Source organism: Pontibacillus yanchengensis Y32, from assembly GCF_000770635.1.
GTDB classification, from domain to species: Bacteria; Bacillota; Bacilli; order Bacillales; family BH030062; genus Pontibacillus; species Pontibacillus yanchengensis.
Genome location: NZ_AVBF01000064.1, coordinates 1 through 20,588, shown reverse-complemented (window position 1 = coordinate 20,588; position 20,588 = coordinate 1). Strand labels below are relative to the sequence as shown.

The window sequence follows — 20,588 nt, the reverse complement described above, 5'->3', positions numbered from 1 at the left end:
TTACAAGTTGTTTTGTTCAGTTTTCAAAGATCAAATGTTTCGTTGTTTTGCTTTGTCGCTTCAAACAGCGACTTATTTAGTATATCATTTCGCCGATATCAAGTCAACAACTTTTTGTTGTTTTTTTCAACTCGGTTATTGATATGTTGTCGCCGTCGTTAGCGCGACATTTACCAATGTACCATTTTTATTAAGATACCGTCAATAACTTTTTGTAAGTTTTTTTGGTTCTTTTAAAAATGTTTGGTTTTCGTTGCCGCTCTTAATGCGACATATAATAATATATCACGCTGTTTTTAGTGGTGCAATAGATATGAACATTTTTTCTATATTTTTTTCGCTTAATGTTTATTTCACCAAAATCATCGCTAAGAAGCAGTATTATTCCTTCTTTCAACAGAACAAAAGCGCAAGCGCCCTGCTAGCGACGTATATGCTGCGGCCTACACGACGTAGGTTGGTTCGATGTTGCTGCGTGACGTAGCGGTTTTAATCGAACTTCCCCTGACCCCGTAGGAGATAAAGGCAACACGAAAACATGAGTGATTCGATGTTAACTTATCGTACGGAGGCGAGGGAAGCATACTAGTCGCTGGGCGCTGGAGCTGGACGTGGCCACTTCACTTTTTTAGTTATACACAATCATTGAATTTTCTAATTTCCTAAGCAATAAAAAAAAGGCGAACAATCGCCTTTTTCACGACTAACTGTATTTCTCTAAAATCTATAATACAAATAAATGTATTGCAATTAATGACGCTAAACCTGGAATTCCTAAGAACCCAGAAATGATAGCGGTAAAAGCATTGATCGGTATATGAAGACCTAGTGATGCGCCAAAAACATTGAAAAAGAAAAGAAATAAAACTCCTATAACAACTTTTACAGCTCCATTCGCTATAAATCTTACTGGCTTCATCGGAGCACCAGCAACCAATAAAAACCCTATTAATAGGAAAATCCCTATAATAATAGTAGTTGAGACCATAGAAAAACCCCCTTTTTGCTTGTCCTTTTCTTTAGTATATGAATAAGCAAAGGAGGTAAGACCAATATAGATCTTTTTTTGTTATCGTGCACTTACATTTCTTTTTCTCGCTTCACGTAAAAGATAAAAGTACTTTGCTTCAGAGAGGATTAGGTCTCTCCTTCCGGATTCACTTTCATCTATACTATGATCCATAATTTTTTGCAGTGACATCCATTCTTGTTTTAACTGATTGATTTGAGTCAGTAGCTGTTGATCGTATAATTCTTTCTGTTTGGTTTTCTTCCTTTTAAACATGAAGGTCCCCTTCTTTATAGTTCTCTTCTACCTTCCATTGCTTTTGATAGTGTCACTTCATCAGCATATTCTAAATCTCCGCCTACCGGTAAGCCATGAGCAATTCTACTTATCCGAATCCCTGCCGGCTTTACAAGACGTGAAATATACATAGCTGTCGCTTCACCTTCAATATTTGGATTCGTAGCAACAATCAGTTCTTCTACTCCCTCATCCTTTAACCTGTTAATAAGGGTGGAGATATTGATGTCTTCAGGGCCAATTCCATCCATAGGAGAGATCGCGCCGTGTAAGACGTGATACTTCCCACTAAATTCTTTCATCTTTTCCATGGCAATTACATCTTTAGGATCTTGGACCACACAAATAAGAGAACCATCACGTTGTTCATCCTGGCAAATTGCACATGGGTCCTGATCTGTAATGTGCCCGCAGACAGAGCAATGTGTAAGCTCCCTTTTAGCACTCACAAGAGACTTAGCGAAATCTAATACGTCATCTTCTTCCATTTCTAACACAAAAAAAGCCAGGCGCGCAGCCGTCTTGGGCCCTATCCCTGGCAATTTTGTGAAGCTGTCAATCAATTTTGAAATAGGTTCTGGATAATACATTCTTTTTCCTCCTAAAGAAAAGCTCAGGACGCCTTGCTTATTTGACTAGCTTAAGCAAAGGCTCACCGTGGTTTTTAACCACAGGGAGGATTTACTTAAGATCCTAGAGGGCGATTGAGCTAGACATAAACGAGCCACAACTTATATTTTCCCCTATTAGAAAGCTTGCTGAAAACAGCAAGCTTTAAGGTACTGACAAACGCTTCGTCAAAACTATCTGTTCCGTTTTAGAACATTCCTGGCATATTCATTCCTTTAGTGAATTCTCCCATTGTATCGTTCGTTTTATCGTCGATTTGCTTGATTACATCGTTTGTTGCAGCAAGAATAAGGTCTTGAAGCATATCTACATCATCAGGATCAACTACATCTTCTTGGATTTGCACATCGGTAATCTCTTTCTTACCATTTGCAACTACCTTAACCATTCCACCACCAGCTGTAGCTTCAAAGCTCATTTCGTATAACTCTTCTTGAGCCTTCTCCATTTTCTTTTGCATTTTTTGCATTTGCTTCATCATGTTATTCATATTGCCTTTCATTCCAATTCCTCCTTTATTCTTCTTGAATTTCTAGTAATTCATCGCCCACTAACTTGCGAGCTTCTGAAATAAATGGATCCTCTTGAGGTTCTTCAGGAGAGTCTCCCTCTCCTTCCCCTTCTGCTGGGTCATCTTGTTGACGTTGCTTACGAACATACTCTTCTCTAAGTTCTTGCCAATTGTCCTCAGGAATAGGAATGATTGTAATTTCATTCCCCATAAATTCAGTTAGTAACTGTTGAATAATTTGTTGGTTTTCTAGAGCTAAAGAACAATGTATTTCATATTTAAACGATAAAACAATGGCTTTATCAGATGCTGCCCTTGGTTTACTATTCATTAAACGCGCATGAGCAGGGGGGCTTGTTTGGCGTAATTTATCCATGAAATTTGCCCACTGAGCTTGAATGTCTTTTAAGCTCTTCTTAGATGCTTCATTCATTACATTTCTAATTCGTTCATAAGGTACTTTATATTGATTTCTGCGATTTCGTTGCTGGGGTTTTTTCGTTTCTGCAGGCTGAGCACTTGGAGCATTATTTAATTGTTGAGCATTCGCAATTTTCTTCTCCAGTTCGTCCACTTTTTGTTGCAACTTCTGAATGGATTCAGGCTCTACAGCTGCTTCTGCTTTTGCAGTTGGGGCGGCTGCTTGTATCTCACATATATTCAACATTGCAATTTCAATGAAGACTTTGGGACTGTTCGTCCATTTCATTTCCTGCTGACATTGATTTAATGTAGAAATCGTTTGTTGGATCCAATTGGCAGATAGTTGCTCACTTAAGTCCTTAAATGTTTCGTCTGGAATCGCACGCTCTAATATATCCTCAAGACCTGGTGCGCTTTGATATAATAATAAATCTCTTAAGTAATATATTAAATCAAAAATGAATCGCCCTGGATCTTTCCCTTCTTGAATAAGAGAATCAACAAACCGTAGGGCTTCTTTCACTTCATTACCACGAAGTGCATGAATGACATTGGCAAGTTTTTCTTGTGAAACAGACCCTGTAACAGCTAAAACATCCTCTATGTCGACTTGGTCTTCACTATAGGATATAGCCTGGTCTAATAAACTTAACGCATCACGCATTCCACCTTCAGCAGATAACGCAACCGCTTCAAGAGCTTCATTGGTAATGTTCAGTTCTTCTCGAGATGTAATGTATTGCATTCTTTCTACTAGGGAAGCTTGTGTAATGCGCTTAAAATCAAATCGCTGGCAACGTGAAATGATGGTTAACGGAATTTTATGAGGTTCCGTTGTAGCTAAAATGAAGATAACATGTTTGGGTGGTTCTTCTAATGTTTTTAATAATGCATTAAAAGCACCAATAGAAAGCATGTGCACCTCATCGACGATGTAGACCTTATAGTCCACTGCACTAGGTGCGTATTTCACTTTGTCACGAATATCGCGAATTTGTTCTACTCCATTGTTAGAAGCAGCGTCTATTTCTATAACATCTGATACAGAACCGTCTTGAATTCCAAGACAAGCATCACATTCATTACACGGTTCTTTCACAGGTCCACGTTCACAGTTTACAGCTTTAGCGAATATCTTAGCCGCACTTGTCTTTCCTGTACCTCGAGGTCCCGAGAACAAATAGGCATGCGAAAACTTATCTTGAACAATCGCATTCTGTAGCGTACGGGTAATATGTGTTTGTCCAACGACATCAGAAAAATTCCTCGGCCGCCATACTCTATACAATGCCTGATAACTCAATGTCCTCGTTCTCCTTTATGGTTTCTTTCTCATTATACCTAAACACACATATGATTTTCAATGTGAAAAGCGTAGACAACGCATTTAGTCGCTGGGCGCCTGCGCTAGACACGTAAGCGCCAGAAACTTATACTTTCTTTACTTATTAAAAAAACTCACCTCGAAAAGGTGAGTTACATTTATGTATTTGCGCCGTGCACCCACCTTCGATGAGGTGGCCCCAAGCGTTACTCAAGGTCATGGCTCGACCCAGGCGACCCCGCAACACACGGAGATGACCGCTTACTGCTGCTTCCTTCCGGACCTGACAGGGTTTACGGGTCCCCATTGTGCAGGACCCGGGTGTCAACACCAATCGCTTAAGGCAGACCTTGAGGCCACCCCACCTAGGGTGGGAATTCGGCCTCGCTATAGCGGCTTGCGAGTACAGGGCACCGCTACCTCCCCGCTTAGCACGGCAAATTTGCTATCAAATTGTTGCTTTAGACATCGTTTTTTGATGTGCAATACCCAGTATAGCGATTATAAAATGAAAATGCAATGTTAAATCATTGTTAATGTTTGTTATTGTAGTATAAATTATTCTTTGTTTCGCTTTTTTTCTTCTCTTAATCGCCGAAAAAAAGTCGTCAAAAGGGCTGCACATTGTTCATGAAGCACTTCAGGAATGACTTCAGCTTTATGGTTAAATCGTTCATCTTGTAACACATTCATTAAGGTGCCTGTACATCCGGCTTTAGGATCGTAGGCTCCAAAAACCACTTGTGGAATACGCGATTGTAAGATAGCACCTGCACACATCGGACAAGGCTCTAGTGTGACATACAAGGTACATTCTTCTAGACGCCAACTGCCTACTGCTTCATTTGCTTTTTCAATAGCAATTAATTCAGCGTGGGATGTTGCTTTTTGAGTGGTCTCTCTTTCATTATAACCCATTGCGATAATTTCTTCATCTTTTACGATTACAGCTCCAATAGGTACCTCGCCTTTTGCTTCCGCTTTTCTTGCTTCCTGAATAGCCAAATTCATATAGTATTCATGATTCATCGTTTTTCACCACTTTTTAGGTTTGATTTAGAGATACTTAGAAAAACTAAGAACAAAAGCGCAAGCGCCCGTTTAGCGACGTACAAACTGTCCTAACTCTGTGGAAGTTCTGGACGGGATGGAGCTGGACTTGGCCGCATCACTTTTTTTCAGTTATACACAAGCATTGAATTTTATAATTTCCTAGACGGGAACAGAAAGGAGATTTGCCATGTCACACCCTAAACAAACAGCTATTATTATCATTGATATGATTAATGATTTTAATTTCAAACACGGTCAACGGTTGTTTAAACAAACAGAAACCATCCTGCCTAACATTTTGCACTTAAAATCTTACGCTAAAAAGCGCAATTTTCCTATTATTTATGTAAATGATCATTATAAACTCTGGCAAGCAGATTTAAAACGAATATATTCAAAATGTCGTAACAGCCAAAACCAGCACATGCTTGATCAAATCATGCCTCATGAGGAAGATGAAGAATATTTCCTTATTAAGCCGAAGCACTCCGCCTTCCATCAGACTGCATTACAAGCTTTGCTTTCTGAACTTAGTGTAAATCACCTTATTTTAACGGGAATAGCCGGAAATATTTGTGTTTTATTTAGTGCGAACGATGCTTATATGAGAGAGTATGAAATTTCCGTACCTTCTGACGGGATCGCTTCGAATGATCCAAAAGATAACGAGTACGCACTGAAGATGATGGAAAATGTACTTGGTGCCGAGACCACCCCTATATGTGAATTTTAATAAACATACTCCCCCTTTTTCTCACATATATCTCACTAATGGATAGGCATTTTGTGAGAGGGGGGACGTGTGTGCAAATCCACGTCGTTAAATCAGGCGATAGTATATATAGTATCGCAAATCAGTACAGCGTAACAATGGATGAGATCATTCGGGCAAATGAATTGGACGCACCAAATAACCTTGTGATTGGGCAAGCGTTAGTTATTCCCATTGATGGCCAGTATTACTTTGTCCAGTCAGGTGATAGCTTCTACTCGATTGCACAAAAATTCGGTACAACCGCTCAGGAATTAGCCAATGTAAATAATATTCCACTCCAAAACTCATTACCTGTCGGAGTCCGATTATATATCCCACCACAACCGAAAACGGAAGCTGCTTTTAATGGGTATGCTGAATCGTATGGTGAAGAAGTGTCACCTGAATTAGAGGAATATGTACAGGTGCACGCACCTTCTTTAACGTACCTTGGACCGTTTAGTTACCAAATTAATAACGATGGTACTCTAAAGCCACCACCATTAAATAACTACTTCAACATTGCTAAACAAAATAACGTGGCCATGATGCTCGTCGTAACCAACATCAAGGGGGGAAGCTTCGACAAAGATTTGGGCCGCAAAGTCGTGACAGATACCAACTTCCAAAACAAATTACTAGATAACATCATTCAAGTAGCCAAAAGCAAAAACTTCACAGATGTACATTTTGACTTTGAATTCTTACCTCAAGAGAATCGGAATGATTACAATAACTTCTTAAGAAAAGCGAAAAAACGTTTATCTGATGAAGGATTTCAAATGTCAACTGCCCTTGCTCCAAAGAAAAGCGCAGAACAAAAAGGGGCATGGTACACAGCACACGATTATAAAACACACGGAGAAGTAGCAGACTTTGTCGTCTTAATGACATATGAATGGGGCTATAGCGGTGGACCACCTTTACCTGTCTCTCCGATAGGACCCGTTCGAGAAGTTGTAAATTATGCATTAAGCGTCATGCCTGCAAACAAAATATTCTTAGGCCAGAATTTATATGGATACGACTGGACCCTCCCTTATAAAAAAGGAGGAGACCCGGCTGAAGCTATTAGTCCGCAAAAAGCAATACAGCGAGCTAGAAAGTACAATGTTGAGATCCAATTCGATAAAGAAGCTCAAGCACCCTTTTATAAATACACGGACGAACAAGGCAACAAGCACGAAGTATGGTTTGAAGATGCCCGATCCATTCAGGCCAAATTTGATTTAGTGAAAGAGTTAGGATTAAAAGGCATCAGTTACTGGAAATTAGGCTTGAACTTCCCGCAAAACTGGGAGCTTCTTGAAAGCCAATTCAATGTAAATAAACAAGTTTAATAAATTTTATAGCTAAAGAGGCTCTTAGAGCTTCTTTAGCTTTTTTTGACGTCTAACGTACTATAAACTTTTGTCCATTATTTCTTGCTATTCATAATTTGGAATGAATTGTCGCAAACTAGAGATTATCTTATTTGAAAAGAGGTTCGAAGGTATGAATGTCATCGTAGAATCAATCATTATGGTTCTGGTGGGCGTCTTTTTATTACGTCTTGCTGGAAGGAAATCAATCTCACAAATGTCATTAGCCCAAACTGTCATCATGATTTCCATCGGCTCGATTATCATTCAACCTATAATAGAGTCTAGCCTTTGGAAAACGACAGTAGCAGCTAGTGTTTTCATCCTCGTCTTACTTGTCATGGAGTTGTTGCAACTATGGTTTAATCCTGTAGAGAAATTTATTACAGGTAAATCACGCATCGTCATACAAGATGGGGTTATTCAAACAAAAGAGTTGCAGAAACTCCGTCTATCCGTAGACCAAATCGAAATGTTTTTAAGACAAAATGGCATAGGCAAATTAAGTGATGTCAAGACAGCTACAATTGAGCCGAATGGGCAGTTGGGATATGAGCTAACAGAAGAAGCCAAACCTCTTACAATTGGTGAGTTGAAACGCTTAGCCCACCCATCGATGTTAAAACAGCCTATGCCCACTAATACTACTCAACCTGCGGAGCCACCCAATCTTTTTGATGAACTTAGGCAACAAAAAGAACTCAACTCCTCCGACTCTCAATAATCACGATTCTGTATTCCTAAAAGGAACAATTTTCACTTTGCGTTGTTGGAGAGGTGCTTCCCTTCTGGCATCCTCAAGCCCTATCGCCTCTACCTTTTCCATACGCACAGTCTTATAAGGTATCATTAGCTCAAAAGGTTCGGTGAATGGAAAAGGATCTAAGCTAACACATTCTTTATTTTCAAAACGAGGCATAATACCATTTGGTGCTTCCGGAAACTGTTGTCTGAACCCATTTTTGAACCAGCTTACTTCCTCTTCTTTAGAGGAACCTGGTTCATTCATGCAACAATACAAGGAGAGATCATCACAAAACTGCAACAAGGTAAAATGAAATCCAATCGAATTTTCGGTCACTTTGCCCCCTAATATTTTTTTCAATTTTTCTTGCCTAGTATGCTCTTTGGTTAAAAACACTTCACTATCCTCATCATCTGATTTCTCATCAAAAAAAGAACAATAATGCATGCTACACAACAAAGCTCCATAAAATGATTTCTTTTCGACTTCGTCTACGCCTTCATGGTAACGTTCCATCTTCTCTCTCATCGGATAGTTATAGAAAGAATATGGCTGGTGATTGGCTTGATCCCATAATGGTTTTTGATCCAGAGGCATCCATCCACGATCATGAAAAGATACAGCATATTCTACTTCCTCTCTAAGATGCGGAGCCAAGAAATTTTTATCTTTCCATTTATGAGCCATCACTCCTGAGGCCAATCCATGATAATGTTGCTCAAATAATACAAGTTCATTTCTATGCTTTAGAACAATCATCTACATTTCCCCCTCTCTGTTTCATTCTCGCTCACAAAAAAAATCCCTCTATAATATATGTAAAACCCAACTCTATAGAGCTGGGTTTTGAGCACCTTTATTTAGCTAATAGCTGTAATGACTTGTCCACGAAAGCAGGGATATCATCAGGATTCCGGCTTGTTACAAGCTGGTCACCGCAAACAACAACCTCTTCGTCACGGAAGTCTGCTTTCGCATATTTTATATCTTCTGCAATAGATGTGAACCCAGTAGCCACTCTGCCTTCTAAACGGTTAGCTGTAATCAATAGCTGCGGGCCATGGCAAATAGCAAATACAGGCTTGTTCTCATCCATAAAATGTCTTGCTAAATCTACAAATCGTTGATCTGCACGTAATTGATCCGGTGAGAAACCTCCAGGGATTAGAAGAGCATCAAATTCTTTCGGTTTCACATCATCAATGCCTCGATCGATGGTTACCTCAGCATCCCCTTGCTTGCCAACTACTTTTTTACCAGCTTCTTTTTCTATTGTAACGACTTCATGTCCCGCTTCTTTGAATTCTTTTACAGGCTTTGTGTATTCTACATCTTCAAATAAATCTGTCATAACGCAAGCTATTTTCTTACTCATAATTTCGAACACTCCTTTACCTTGAATTACAGTAAATGTAATTCCCGCTCAGTATGGGTTTAAACTTAATTAAGAAGCGTTTGATTCCTTAGTCCCTCTTCATAGTAAACTGCTGAAAAATCGTGCTATTGGACTGCGGGTAAACCGTTTCACCAGCCATTGTATTAATCATTCGCATATTTCGATCAACAGCTAAGCCTAAATTATTATCACCAGTTGCGTGGGAATGTTCTATATCCGTGGTAGCGAAAATCATATGCTGACGACCGTCATGAAAAACAATTTCACAATCACGGGTCAACTTATAATGCTCATTCCCCTCCCAAACGATTTCGGACCCAAATCGCTCTTTTAGCCACGTAGGAATATTTGGTTTATAACCCGTGGCCAGAATGAGTTTATCGGTCTCAAAATGAATGGTTTCATCTTCTTGCCACTGATGTAGTTCTAGCATGTATGTTTTTTCGAGTGGCTTGATATCCGTTAACTCTGTTAGTGGTTGAATGGTGACATCGAGTTGTTTCCCTGCAACAGATTTATGGTACAACCAATCATATATATCACTTAAAGTAGATGGGTCTACTCCATTTTGAAGTTTATCGAGCTTAGGTAATGTATTCATACGCTGTTCATAGGTTAATGAATTAAAATAATCCACATATTCAGGGGAGAAAAGTTCTTGCGGAAGTTTTGCCGTATCGAGTTGAAAAATACCCGCAGACCTCGTAAACCAGCTTATTTTATAATGATGATCATCTTGTTCAGATAACAGGTCATCGACAATTTCTGCCGCACTTTGTCCTGATCCAATAACCGTTACGTGGTTAGAGCGCAAAATAGATTCCTTTTCGTATAAATAACGACTAGTGTGAACGATATCTTCTTTTGGTAACTCTTCTGCCCCAGGAATAACGGATGGCTTGCTTCCAGTTCCAATCACAATATGTCGGCTTCTATATTGTTTGATGTCCCCTGTCTCTTGATCTTGAACATCGAGAACATACCCCTTTTCCTCATCGTTTAAATCAATTTCCTTCACATCGATAACCTTTTGGCCAAAAAATAAAGAAGGCAACTGGTCTGCTACCCACTTCAAATAATCATTATATTCTGGCCTTGGAACTTCTAACTTTTGAAAATAAAAAAACGGATAAATTCGGTTGTTTTTATGTAAATAGTTCAAGAACGTATAAGGGCTTGTAGGGTCCGCAAACGTAACTAAATCAGCCATAAATGGTACTTGAAGATCCGTCCCTTGAATCAGCATACCTGGATGCCATTGCATCTTAGATGTTTGATCAAAGAAAACGCCATCTATTTTGTCTTGTTTATCTGCTAACGCTGCTAAACTAAGATTAAACGGGCCAATGCCAATACCCACGAAATCATAAATGGTCTTTTCCATAGTAAGTACACTTCCTTTATTATAGTTCTTACTAATCTTCCCTGAATATCTGTAAAATAAAACTAAGCGAGTGGCACAATATGCCACTCGCTTCATCTTTTAAGTCTCCTTATTTCATGTCCATTAGAGCTCGTAATTCGTTTGGGTTGGATAATAAATCTCCTAGTGTATATTGATCGAGTACACCAAGAAAAGCCCTCAATGCCTCGTTTAAAGCATGCTTTAATTTACAAGAAGGGCTGATGACACATTGATCCGAACCTCCATCAAAACATTCCACTAGTATAAAGTCTTCTTCCATTTTTCGAACCACATATCCAATATTTATATCTTCTGGCTTCTTTGACAGGCGGATTCCACCATTTCTACCACGCACGGTATCTACTAATTCCAATTTCCCTAATTGAAATACAACTTTACTCAAATGATTTTGAGATATATTAAATACATTAGATATTTCTTTAATGGAAGAAAGCTCTCCGTCTTCAGTTGAACCAACATAAACCATAACTCTAAGGGCATAATCTGTATATTTTTTCAGACGCATCGTCTAACACTCCTTTGGCACCCTATCCAAAAATACTTTATTATCATAACAAAAATTTAGTTAAGAAACGAATGAAATATTTAACAAAACGGACACAAAAGATTCATTTTAAATATTGCTTTTAACTCTAAAAGTCAACTACACTTAGATTATAAGAAAACTTTACTTATATTTCCAAAGGAGGGCTCACTTATGAGTACCCAAACCGCAACCCAGTTAGATCAAAAGACGATTGATATTGTTAAATCTACCGTGCCTGTGTTAGCCGAACACGGCGAAACAATTACGAAACGTTTTTACCAACTACTATTTGAAAACCATCCAGAATTGAAGCATGTGTTTAATCAAGCAAATCAAAAAATGGATAAGCAACCAAAAGCATTGGCAAACGCAGTATATGCTGCTGCGCAATATATCGACCAACTAGAAGTCATCCTTCCAGCTGTTAAACAAATCGCCCATAAGCACCGCAGCTTAAATATAAAACCAGAACAGTATCCTATTGTAGGTGAGAATTTACTTGCAGCAATAAAGGATGTCCTCGGTGAAGCAGCCACAGATGACATTATAGAAGCTTGGGGGAAAGCGTACACAGTCATTGCAGACGTATTTATTCAAGTCGAAGAAGACATGTATCAGGAAATTGCCCATAAAGATGGTGGTTGGCTTGACTATAGAAACTTTAAAGTTACCCATAAAATCCAAGAAAGTGATGTTATCACATCCTTTTATCTAACTCCAGTAGATCAAGGAACGCTACCAGATTATAAAGCTGGACAATACATCACCATTAAAATTAATATCCCTGGGTCTGACTATACCCAATTACGTCAATATAGTCTCTCAGATGCACCGGGTAAGCCTTACTTCCGAATTAGTGTGAAACGGGAGGATGAACAAAACAATAAACCTGCAGGTATCGTTTCGAATTATCTTCATCAATCTATAAGGGAAGGGGATGTGCTGCCTGTTAGTGCACCTGCTGGTGACTTTATACTAAAAGACAGCGATAAACCGCTTGTACTCATTAGTGGCGGGGTTGGGCTCACACCACTGGTTAGCATGTTACATGACTCCCTACAAAAGCAGCCCGAGCGACCGATTTACTTTATACACGCCGCCCAAAATGGACGCGTTCATGCAATGAAAGAACACATAATGAAGCTTCAAGATGAATATGAACATGTGCATGTGTACACATGTTATTCCAATCCCACATTCGAAGATCAACAAACAGATAATCACCAATTAGAAGGCTTTGTAAATCTTCCTTGGTTACAATCTATCCTTCCATCAAACGAAGCTGCGTTTTATTTCTGTGGACCTGAAGGTTTTATGAAAGCAGTGAACCAAATGCTAACAGAATGGCAAGTATCTCCTGACTCTATCAACTATGAATTCTTTGGCCCTCAGGGGAGTTAAGAAGTTTCATAGTTTAATAAAAATTACTTTAGTATTCCATTACCCACTTCAGACATACTAAACTCCTAGCACAATGTGCTAGGAGTTTGTTTTCCTACCCTTTATTCATCTAGAGTTGATAAATCACCTGTCGGCAATCCTAGTTCCCAAGATTTCAATAGACGGCGCATGATTTTACCACTGCGTGTTTTTGGAATCTTATCCTTCACTTCTAATTCACGTGGGGCAGCGTGAGCACTCAAGCCTTTTTTCACAAATTGACGGATATCCTCTAGTAGTTCATCCGATTCTTGGTACCCTTCGTTCAATGTAATAAAGGCTTTAATAATTTCACCACGCTCTGGATCAGGTTTACCAATTACACCAGCCTCTGCAACCGCTTCGTGTTCAATCAGCTTACTTTCTACTTCAAATGGTCCAACACGCTCACCAGATGTATTAATCACATCATCTAATCGACCTTGGAACCAAAAATAACCTTCTTCATCGTAATAGGCACTATCACCTGAAATATACCAACCGTTTAGGAAATAGCTCTCAAACTTTTCTGGACGCTCCCAAATGGCTCTCATCATAGAAGGCCACGGAGCTTTGATTGCCAAGTTCCCCATTTGATTTGGAGGTAGCTCATTTCCTTCATTATCAATGATGGAAGCAACAATACCAGGGAAAGGTTTGCCCATGGATCCAGGCTTCATTTCCATAGCTGGGTAGTTACAAATGAGCTGTGCCCCTGTTTCTGTCATCCACCATGTATCATGAATGCGTAGTTTGAAGGCGTCTAATCCCCAGGCAATTACTTCAGGATTGAGCGGTTCTCCAACACTAGCAATATGACGAAGCTTCGAAATATCGAAAGGTTTTACGGCTTCCTCTCCTGCACTCATTAATTTACGAAACGCCGTTGGTGCAGAATACCAAACCGTTACACCATGATCTTGGATTGCTTTGTACCAATTCTCTGGACTAAACCGTCCACCGACAATTACGTTCGTTACACCATTTAACCATGGACCAAAGATTCCATAACTTGTTCCAGTAACCCAACCTGGGTCAGCTGTACACCAGTACACATCATCTTCTTTAACATCTAGCACCCATTTTGTTGTTTGATAGTGCTGAAGCATCGCATTATGAACATGGTAGACCCCTTTAGGCTTCCCAGTAGAGCCAGAAGTGTAATGGAGTAGCATTCCATCTTCTAGGTCCACCCATTCCATGTCGAAGCTTTCACTCGCTTGATTCATTTCTTTATGAAAATCAATGAAACCCTCTTCATTCGTTTCAGGGTCTTCACCGACTAATACAATCTGTTTTAAGTGTGGTAGTTCTGAATAAGGAACTCGCTCAAGAAGTTCAGGAGTCGTGATTAGCATTGTTGCTTCACTATCCTCTAAACGATCTCGAACGGCTTGCTCCATAAATGCTTCGAATAAAGGTCCTGCAATTGCACCTACCTTGAGGATACCAAAGAACGCTGAATAGAATTCAGGACTACGTGGCATGAAAAGGAAAACACGATCTCCTTTTTCAATACCATGACTGCTTAACACGTTAGCAAATTGGTTACTTGATTTCTTTAACTGAGAAAATGTTACGTGCTCTTCACGATCAGGAGCCGAGTAGATTAGTGCATCCTGATCTGCCTTATCAGGATTTTCAGCATGGCGGTCGACAGCTTCATACGCTATGTTAACCTTTCCTGTCTCAGACCAACTGAATTCCTTTTTCACATCTTCCCAATCAAATTGTTTGTAAGCTTCCTGGTAATCTTTTAGATTAAAATTTCCTTCCTTCACTTCAATACGTTGCATGTTCATTTGATCACCTCATCCCTAAATTGTAAACGATTACACCTTAATAAAAAATTTTTTCCACTCCATAATTCAAAGGAATATGCATGATAAAACGTCAGAACATAACTATTCCGACCCTAGTCCATCCTTTCGGTTGACTTTATGAGGAGTGGCAATGCAGAGTTTTTTATTGAAATATTTAAAAAATTAGGTTAATTAATTCCATTGTAAGGCAGTTTTATACATTTTTAAAGTGATAAGCATAAGAAAAAATAGGTGCCAGACCCCCACTACGTTAACGCACTACTGTAGTGGGGGTCTGGCACCGAAAAATTTTTTATTGCTTGTCTGTGTTATATTCCATATAAACCGTTTGCGTAACTAGGAAGTCTTCCATACCATGCTTGCCATCAGCACCACCTAATCCAGATTTACGAATTCCTTGGTGATACCCTTGCACTGCTTCAAAATTCTCGCGGTTGACGAACGTCTCACCAAATTTCAATTCATTTACGATACGCATTGCTTCGTTTAAGTCATCTGTATAGACAGAGCTTGATAGTCCATAATCTGTATCATTTCCTTTTTCAATTGCTTCATCTAATGTTTGGAACGTTGTTATTGGAATGACTGGGCCAAATATTTCTTCTTGAATGACCTCCATATCCTGGGTGACGTTAGTGAGAATGGTAGGTTCATAGAAAAATCCATTTTGCTTATCTGCACGTTTACCGCCAGTTACTACCTTAGCTCCTTCTTCAACTGCCTTGTTGACCATCTCTTCCACCTCTTGTAGTCGATCTTCACTTACAAGTGGGCCAACGTCTGCATTATGGTTTTGAAGAGGATTATCGATTGTCAGTTGTTCAAACTCTTCTTTTAAGCGTGTAATTAGTTCATCTTTCACATCTTCATGGACATATACTCGTTCAGCATTCGTACAAGCCTGGCCATTATTAGCGAGACGAGATTGTTTTATGCTTTCTACTGCAGTGTCTAGATTAGCATTCTTTGTCACAATGGCGGGAGCTTTACCACCTAACTCTAGATTCACTTTAGTAATGTTTTGGGCAGCTGCTTCCATTACCTTCGTTCCTGCTCCAACACTTCCCGTCATCGTTACCATATGAACTTTTTCGTGTGAAGCTAATGCATTTCCAATCGTTCCGCCCGTACCTGTAATGTAGTTGTACACGCCAGCTGGTAAGTCCATGCTATCAATAATTTTCGTGAATTCAGCTGCCGTATTTGGTGTTTGCTGACTTGGCTTCAATACAATGGAGCAACCTGTCACAAGGGATGTCGCTACCTTACGTGCCAAGATAAATACTGGGAAGTTCCAAGGTACGATTCCAGCTACAACACCAATGGGCTTTTTATAGATCCATATGTTTTCATTTGGGCGATCGCTTGGGACAATCTCTCCTTCGATTCGACGTGCCCATTCAGACATATAGCGGAAGTAGTCAATCGCCAAATCTACCTCACCACTAGCAAGCTCATAGTCTTTTCCTTGCTCTTGTTGCAACAATTCTATAAATGTATCACGCTTTTCCTCAATCTTATCTCCCATTGCACGAACCGCTTCCCCGCGTTTAATAGCTGGTGTTTGCTCCCATTCTTTTTGAGCATGAAAAGCAGCTTCCACAGCGCGGTTTACATCTTCCTCCGTACCCTTTGGCGTACGCGAAATTACTTCTTCTGTTGATGGGTTTATGATATCAAGTAATTCATTACCAGTTGATTGAACATATTCTCCGTTTATATATAATTGATGTGTTTCCATTATTGTACCTCCCAAAATAAGGATTTTACGTTTGTGGTGTTCCTCCTTCATTCTTAACGTAAACATTTGGATAGGCAACTAGCTAGACGTAATTGACACGCATGACATGTAGGTCTATACTGTATAAAGTGAATTAGGATACATGTAATAGAATACCAATTCCGTAACAAACGGGAGAGGTTCTAGCTCAACCCTCTATAAAAAACTAAGGGACACGTATGCACAAGTCATCTCCTTTAGAGGGGATGACTTTTTTTATTGCGTTTGAGGTTAAAAAGGAGGAAAAAGAATGGCAGGAAGAAAAGATGAAGACCTAACGGATGTTACGCTTCTTGGGAATCAAGGTACCACCTATAGCTTTGATTATAATCCAGATGTTCTTGAAACATTTGAAAACCAGCACCCGAATCGCGATTACTTTGTGAAATTCAATTGTCCAGAATTTACGACACTTTGCCCCAAAACAGGCCAACCTGATTTTGCAACTCTTTATATTAGCTATATACCAGATATCAAAATGGTGGAAAGCAAATCACTCAAATTATATTTATTTAGCTTCCGTAACCATGGCGGCTTTCATGAAGATGCTGTAAACGTCATTATGAATGATCTAATTGAACTAATGGATCCTCGCTACATTGAGGTATGGGGAAAATTCACACCACGTGGCGGAATTTCTATCGATCCGTATTGTAATTACGGAAAACCTAACACGAAATTTGAACGTATGGCTGAAAATCGCTTAATGAATCATGATATGTATCCAGAAACAATCGATAACCGTTAAGAGGGTGTTGATTTGAACCATCTCCTCACCATAAGGAGGAAACGTGAAAATGTTAATGTATTTAAACGCCTTATTTGTTGGTTTACTTATCCTCTCTAACATATTAGGTGTGAAATTATTTAGTGTAGGAGGATTCGTCCTTCCTGCAGCTGTTATTGTATATGTCGTAACCTACCTAGTAACAGATGTGATAGGCGAAGTCTACGGCAGAGAGGCAGCAAGTAAAACCGTAAAAGCTGGGTTTGTAACCCAAGTTGTTGCCATGCTGTTTATTTTGGTTGCGATTGCTCTGCCATCCGCTCCATTTTTTGAGCAACAAGCAGAATTTCAATCCATCTTAGGTGGAAGCTTTCGTGTGATGCTGGCGAGCCTAGCATCTTATCTTGTAAGCCAACACACTGACGTAGCCATTTTTCATAAATTAAAACAAAAGCATGGAGCCAATAAGCTATGGCTTCGCAATAATGTATCTACCATGACTAGTCAACTTCTAGATACAGTCGTATTTATCTCCATCGCATTTTACGGAACGGTTCCAATGTCAGCATTACTGGCGATGATTGGAACTCAATATGCGTTTAAATGGATGGTAGCCATTATCGATACACCAATCGCATATGCCCTAGTGAAATGGGGACGAAAAGAACAAACCAACTCTACTACCATGCAACCAGAAGCCAACTCCTTCTCGTAGGAGTTGGTTTTTTGTTTATAAATTCTGGCTCTCACTTGTCCAAATTAAGAGACTTCATCATTTATTTATGTAAATATTTTGAAACTTTTTTCTTCAGTGGCTCGTATGGATATGAAAATGTCGATGATGGGGGTTTGTTATGAAAGAAATGATTGGAAATGATACGAGGAAACCGATAAAAATTATGTTCATCGTGATGGTGTTTGTTAGTAGCTTTATCCTACCTTTTGTGTTTATTATTATAATTCAGGACATCCTTTTCTTTTCCAAATCACAATGGTTTTTTAATGCACCATTCCTTTCCTATGCACTTTTAATTGGAGGGATGATGTTACTCGCTATTTTGTTATCCATCGATGAGTTAATAAAGTCCAAAAGAAATGATCGAGATCTTAAAACAGGACCATGGATGATATTTCTTTCCGTCGCATTGTCCTCGCTTTGCTTTGTACTTGGAATTTTTCATTATTACTATTTCGATGACGAAGGACTGCATTATAATCAAGTCAGTTCTCTCCAAGAACTAGACGTGCAATGGAACGAAATTGATGAAGTCATCCAAGTAACAACGAGAGAAAACAACATGGTAGTGTACAAGGAGCATGTGTTCATCACTAAAGATGGCTTACAATTGACGATCCCACATAATTATGACTTCATGATGAACAGAAAAAAGATAATAACACTGGCGGAAAACAATGGGGCTGAGGTATCGGAGCGATTTGTGGAGCCAAGTTCATAAAAAATTAAAAAGGGAGCTTCCTATCGTGGAAGTTCCCTTTTAATGAAGAAAACTATGTTTGAACGGCCCCGGCAGGATTCGAACCTGCGACACAAGGTTTAGGAAACCTATGCTCTATCCCCTGAGCTACGGGGCCAAGATGGAAAGATGTGTGTATTTATAGTAGTAGAAAACGGTTGAATTGGCAAGCCTAAAAGTCCGAGAGAATGGGATTTCTACATCTTTAAGTAGTGATAAAAGGAAACATTTCTCTACAAATCGAAACAATTTTCGAGTTCTAATCCTGTTACTTCGTTGGTTCTATTATGATAAAATATAATTTGTCTGTCAGAACGTATATTATTTTGACTGTTTGTGAAGGAGGAGGAGAAATGGGACAAACGCCTTTTATCGCAGTAGAAGGACCTATTGGTGTAGGAAAAACATCCCTAGCGAAAAAACTTGCCTCCCAATTTCAATATACCTTATTAAAAGAAATCGTGGAGGAGAACCCGTTTCTCGGTAAGTTTTATGATGATATTGAAGAGTGGAGTTTCCAAACGGAAATGTTTTTCCTTTGCAATCGATACAAGCAGCTAGAGGATATCGAGAATAAATATTTAGCCAATCACCAGGCTGTTGTTTCTGATTATCATATTTCAAAAAACTTAATTTTTGCTGAACGTACCTTAAAGCAGCACCAATATCATAAGTACGTCCAAATTTATGATATTTTGACAAACGACATGCCTCGTCCAAATATGATCATTTATTTGCATGCTAGCTTGGATACACTTCTTGATCGTATTCGTATGCGTGGTCGGGAAGTCGAGCAAAATATTCAAGAAAGCTACCTTAAGCAACTTGCTGAAGACTATGAATTGTTCATGGAGAAATTTGAGCGTGAGCATCCTGATATACCTGTTATTCGTTTTAATGGAGATAATTTGGATTTCATTAAACATCAGGATGATTTGGATTATATGATTGAAACGATACAGAACCATTTTGAAAAAGGGGAAGTTATAAAATGAGCCGAAGAGATCAATACGGTATCCCGCATGATTCCGTAATTACGATTGCTGGAACAGTAGGTGTTGGCAAATCTACGATGACGAATGCATTAGCCAATGCATTACAATTTCGTACCTCCTTTGAAAAAGTCGAAAAGAATCCTTATTTAGATAAATTCTACAATGACTTTGAACGTTGGAGCTTTCATTTACAAGTCTATTTCCTAGCAGAACGTTTCAAAGAGCAGAAGAAAATCTTCGAATACGGTGGAGGATTTATTCAAGACCGTTCTATTTATGAAGATACTGGTATTTTTGCAAAAATGCATTATGAAAAAGGTACGATGAATGAAGTTGACTATAACACGTACACAAATCTATTCGATGCCATGGTCATGACCCCCTATTTTCCACACCCGGACTTATTAATTTATCTTGAAGGGTCATTTGACGACATTTATGGCCGTATCAAGGAACGCGGTCGTCCAATGGAACAACAAACACCAATGGAATATTGGGAAGAGATGTACAATCGTTATGAGAACTGGATTGATAACTTTAACGCTTGTCCTGTGCTTCGTCTAAATATTGCCGATTACGACGTACTCAATGATGAAGAATCTATTGAGCCTATCCTTGAAAAAATCGGTCATTTCATCCAACAATCTCGCAAATGGAGATCTCGTCAACTAACGTAAAACGGTAGGCATATGCCTACCGTTTTTTTATGAGATCTATTGTAGGAGATAAATTCTTATTCAACTATCGAGGCATAACTTTGAAGACTTGGACTCGAGATAATATGGGCTAGAGGGGTGTTTCCTTTGCTTTAGATGGTATAAAGGTGTCCTGGGAACAACTCGCGTCCTGCCGGCGAGCTGGCAAGGCTACCTTCGGGAAGAACGCCCTCAGGGGATCTTGCCTACCTCTTTCTC

General features: G+C 39.2%; 21 protein-coding genes, 1 tRNA gene, 1 other RNA gene and 1 riboswitch. Of the genes, 9 read left to right on the top strand and 14 right to left on the bottom strand.

The window, feature by feature from the left end:
- Positions 1–724: 724 nt before the first annotated feature.
- From N782_RS16950 to tadA, 7 genes are all read right to left on the bottom strand, one after another.
- Positions 725–988, bottom strand: a complete 264-nt coding sequence (locus N782_RS16950; RefSeq protein ID WP_036823000.1) for a pro-sigmaK processing inhibitor BofA family protein — start codon at positions 986–988, stop codon at positions 725–727.
- An 81-nt stretch (positions 989–1,069) separates the two neighbouring features.
- Complete coding sequence (locus tag N782_RS16945) at positions 1,070–1,285, bottom strand: YaaL family protein (RefSeq protein ID WP_036822998.1); 216 nt, start codon at positions 1,283–1,285, stop codon at positions 1,070–1,072.
- Between the two features lie 14 nt (positions 1,286–1,299).
- Positions 1,300–1,896, bottom strand: a complete 597-nt coding sequence (gene recR / locus N782_RS16940) for a recombination mediator RecR (protein WP_036822996.1) — start codon at positions 1,894–1,896, stop codon at positions 1,300–1,302.
- A gap of 227 nt (positions 1,897–2,123) precedes the next feature.
- The gene (locus tag N782_RS16935; protein WP_036822995.1) at positions 2,124–2,438 is read right to left on the bottom strand and encodes a YbaB/EbfC family nucleoid-associated protein; all 315 of its coding nucleotides are present in this window, start codon (positions 2,436–2,438) and stop codon (positions 2,124–2,126) included.
- Positions 2,439–2,451: 13 nt separating this feature from the next.
- On the bottom strand, positions 2,452–4,173 hold the full coding sequence (dnaX, locus tag N782_RS16930) for a DNA polymerase III subunit gamma/tau (protein ID WP_036822992.1): 1,722 nt from the start codon (positions 4,171–4,173) through the stop codon (positions 2,452–2,454).
- Positions 4,174–4,365: 192 nt separating this feature from the next.
- Positions 4,366–4,631, bottom strand: an RNA gene (gene ffs, locus N782_RS21150) — signal recognition particle sRNA large type.
- A 121-nt stretch (positions 4,632–4,752) separates the two neighbouring features.
- On the bottom strand, positions 4,753–5,223 hold the full coding sequence (tadA, locus tag N782_RS16925) for a tRNA adenosine(34) deaminase TadA (protein ID WP_036822990.1): 471 nt from the start codon (positions 5,221–5,223) through the stop codon (positions 4,753–4,755).
- Between the two features lie 211 nt (positions 5,224–5,434).
- Here tadA and N782_RS16920 point away from each other — a divergent pair, with 211 nt between their 5' ends.
- The 3 genes from N782_RS16920 to N782_RS16910 all read left to right on the top strand — a co-directional run bounded on the left by N782_RS16920 (position 5,435) and on the right by N782_RS16910 (position 8,086).
- A complete protein-coding gene (locus tag N782_RS16920; RefSeq protein ID WP_036822988.1) occupies positions 5,435–5,980 on the top strand; it encodes a cysteine hydrolase family protein in 546 nt (181 codons plus the stop codon).
- 71 nt (positions 5,981–6,051) lie between these two features.
- Positions 6,052–7,341: a glycoside hydrolase family 18 protein gene (locus N782_RS16915; RefSeq protein WP_036822986.1), complete on the top strand. Its 1,290-nt coding sequence runs from the start codon at positions 6,052–6,054 to the stop codon at positions 7,339–7,341.
- Positions 7,342–7,495: 154 nt separating this feature from the next.
- Complete coding sequence (locus N782_RS16910) at positions 7,496–8,086, top strand: DUF421 domain-containing protein (protein WP_036822984.1); 591 nt, start codon at positions 7,496–7,498, stop codon at positions 8,084–8,086.
- On the opposite strand, the gene N782_RS16905 is transcribed toward N782_RS16910, so the two are convergent.
- From N782_RS16905 to N782_RS16890, 4 genes are all read right to left on the bottom strand, one after another.
- Entirely contained in the window at positions 8,087–8,866 is a 780-nt protein-coding gene (locus N782_RS16905; RefSeq protein ID WP_036822982.1) for a DUF3891 family protein, read from the bottom strand. It lies immediately after the preceding gene.
- A 97-nt stretch (positions 8,867–8,963) separates the two neighbouring features.
- Positions 8,964–9,482 (bottom strand): type 1 glutamine amidotransferase domain-containing protein, encoded by a 519-nt coding sequence (locus N782_RS16900; protein WP_036822981.1) that lies wholly within the window; start codon positions 9,480–9,482, stop codon positions 8,964–8,966.
- Positions 9,483–9,570: 88 nt separating this feature from the next.
- Positions 9,571–10,983 (bottom strand): lysine N(6)-hydroxylase/L-ornithine N(5)-oxygenase family protein, encoded by a 1,413-nt coding sequence (locus N782_RS16895; protein ID WP_237582682.1) that lies wholly within the window; start codon positions 10,981–10,983, stop codon positions 9,571–9,573.
- A 13-nt stretch (positions 10,984–10,996) separates the two neighbouring features.
- Positions 10,997–11,434: an Rrf2 family transcriptional regulator gene (locus N782_RS16890; protein WP_036822978.1), complete on the bottom strand. Its 438-nt coding sequence runs from the start codon at positions 11,432–11,434 to the stop codon at positions 10,997–10,999.
- Positions 11,435–11,626: 192 nt separating this feature from the next.
- Here N782_RS16890 and hmpA point away from each other — a divergent pair, with 192 nt between their 5' ends.
- Entirely contained in the window at positions 11,627–12,856 is a 1,230-nt protein-coding gene (gene hmpA, locus N782_RS16885) for an NO-inducible flavohemoprotein (RefSeq protein ID WP_036822976.1), read from the top strand.
- Positions 12,857–12,957: 101 nt separating this feature from the next.
- Here the strand turns inward: hmpA and acsA are convergent, their stop codons facing one another.
- Positions 12,958–14,676 (bottom strand): acetate--CoA ligase, encoded by a 1,719-nt coding sequence (gene acsA / locus N782_RS16880; RefSeq protein WP_036822974.1) that lies wholly within the window; start codon positions 14,674–14,676, stop codon positions 12,958–12,960.
- Positions 14,677–14,989: 313 nt separating this feature from the next.
- Positions 14,990–16,438, bottom strand: a complete 1,449-nt coding sequence (gene aldA / locus N782_RS16875) for an aldehyde dehydrogenase (RefSeq protein ID WP_036822972.1) — start codon at positions 16,436–16,438, stop codon at positions 14,990–14,992.
- Positions 16,439–16,608: 170 nt separating this feature from the next.
- Positions 16,609–16,653, top strand: a riboswitch (PreQ1 riboswitch).
- A gap of 74 nt (positions 16,654–16,727) precedes the next feature.
- Between aldA and queF the strand changes: the two genes are divergently transcribed.
- The 3 genes from queF to N782_RS16860 all read left to right on the top strand — a co-directional run bounded on the left by queF (position 16,728) and on the right by N782_RS16860 (position 18,661).
- On the top strand, positions 16,728–17,225 hold the full coding sequence (queF, locus tag N782_RS16870) for a preQ(1) synthase (RefSeq protein ID WP_036822970.1): 498 nt from the start codon (positions 16,728–16,730) through the stop codon (positions 17,223–17,225).
- 49 nt (positions 17,226–17,274) lie between these two features.
- Positions 17,275–17,919, top strand: a complete 645-nt coding sequence (locus N782_RS16865; RefSeq protein WP_036822968.1) for a queuosine precursor transporter — start codon at positions 17,275–17,277, stop codon at positions 17,917–17,919.
- A gap of 139 nt (positions 17,920–18,058) precedes the next feature.
- Positions 18,059–18,661: a hypothetical protein gene (locus tag N782_RS16860; RefSeq protein ID WP_036822966.1), complete on the top strand. Its 603-nt coding sequence runs from the start codon at positions 18,059–18,061 to the stop codon at positions 18,659–18,661.
- Between the two features lie 63 nt (positions 18,662–18,724).
- Here the strand turns inward: N782_RS16860 and N782_RS16855 are convergent.
- Positions 18,725–18,797, bottom strand: a tRNA-Arg gene (locus N782_RS16855).
- A gap of 235 nt (positions 18,798–19,032) precedes the next feature.
- Between N782_RS16855 and N782_RS16850 the strand changes: the two genes are divergently transcribed.
- Both N782_RS16850 and N782_RS16845 read left to right on the top strand, forming a co-directional pair.
- Entirely contained in the window at positions 19,033–19,674 is a 642-nt protein-coding gene (locus N782_RS16850) for a deoxynucleoside kinase (RefSeq protein ID WP_036822964.1), read from the top strand.
- On the top strand, positions 19,671–20,351 hold the full coding sequence (locus N782_RS16845) for a deoxynucleoside kinase (RefSeq protein WP_036822962.1): 681 nt from the start codon (positions 19,671–19,673) through the stop codon (positions 20,349–20,351). Before N782_RS16850 ends, N782_RS16845 begins: the two co-directional genes overlap by 4 nt.
- Positions 20,352–20,588: the final 237 nt, after the last annotated feature.

Coding starts and splice junctions, on each gene's coding strand:
- N782_RS16950 (WP_036823000.1), bottom strand. CDS start 988: ATGGTCTCAACTACTATTATTATAGGGATTTTCCTATTAATAGGGTTT.
- N782_RS16945 (WP_036822998.1), bottom strand. CDS start 1,285: ATGTTTAAAAGGAAGAAAACCAAACAGAAAGAATTATACGATCAACAG.
- recR (WP_036822996.1), bottom strand. CDS start 1,896: ATGTATTATCCAGAACCTATTTCAAAATTGATTGACAGCTTCACAAAA.
- N782_RS16935 (WP_036822995.1), bottom strand. CDS start 2,438: ATGAAAGGCAATATGAATAACATGATGAAGCAAATGCAAAAAATGCAA.
- tadA (WP_036822990.1), bottom strand. CDS start 5,223: ATGAATCATGAATACTATATGAATTTGGCTATTCAGGAAGCAAGAAAA.
- N782_RS16920 (WP_036822988.1), top strand. CDS start 5,435: ATGTCACACCCTAAACAAACAGCTATTATTATCATTGATATGATTAAT.
- N782_RS16910 (WP_036822984.1), top strand. CDS start 7,496: ATGAATGTCATCGTAGAATCAATCATTATGGTTCTGGTGGGCGTCTTT.
- N782_RS16905 (WP_036822982.1), bottom strand. CDS start 8,866: ATGATTGTTCTAAAGCATAGAAATGAACTTGTATTATTTGAGCAACAT.
- N782_RS16900 (WP_036822981.1), bottom strand. CDS start 9,482: ATGAGTAAGAAAATAGCTTGCGTTATGACAGATTTATTTGAAGATGTA.
- N782_RS16895 (WP_237582682.1), bottom strand. CDS start 10,983: ATGAAGCGAGTGGCATATTGTGCCACTCGCTTAGTTTTATTTTACAGA.
- N782_RS16890 (WP_036822978.1), bottom strand. CDS start 11,434: ATGCGTCTGAAAAAATATACAGATTATGCCCTTAGAGTTATGGTTTAT.
- hmpA (WP_036822976.1), top strand. CDS start 11,627: ATGAGTACCCAAACCGCAACCCAGTTAGATCAAAAGACGATTGATATT.
- acsA (WP_036822974.1), bottom strand. CDS start 14,676: ATGAACATGCAACGTATTGAAGTGAAGGAAGGAAATTTTAATCTAAAA.
- aldA (WP_036822972.1), bottom strand. CDS start 16,438: ATGGAAACACATCAATTATATATAAACGGAGAATATGTTCAATCAACT.
- queF (WP_036822970.1), top strand. CDS start 16,728: ATGGCAGGAAGAAAAGATGAAGACCTAACGGATGTTACGCTTCTTGGG.
- N782_RS16865 (WP_036822968.1), top strand. CDS start 17,275: ATGTTAATGTATTTAAACGCCTTATTTGTTGGTTTACTTATCCTCTCT.
- N782_RS16860 (WP_036822966.1), top strand. CDS start 18,059: ATGAAAGAAATGATTGGAAATGATACGAGGAAACCGATAAAAATTATG.
- N782_RS16850 (WP_036822964.1), top strand. CDS start 19,033: ATGGGACAAACGCCTTTTATCGCAGTAGAAGGACCTATTGGTGTAGGA.
- N782_RS16845 (WP_036822962.1), top strand. CDS start 19,671: ATGAGCCGAAGAGATCAATACGGTATCCCGCATGATTCCGTAATTACG.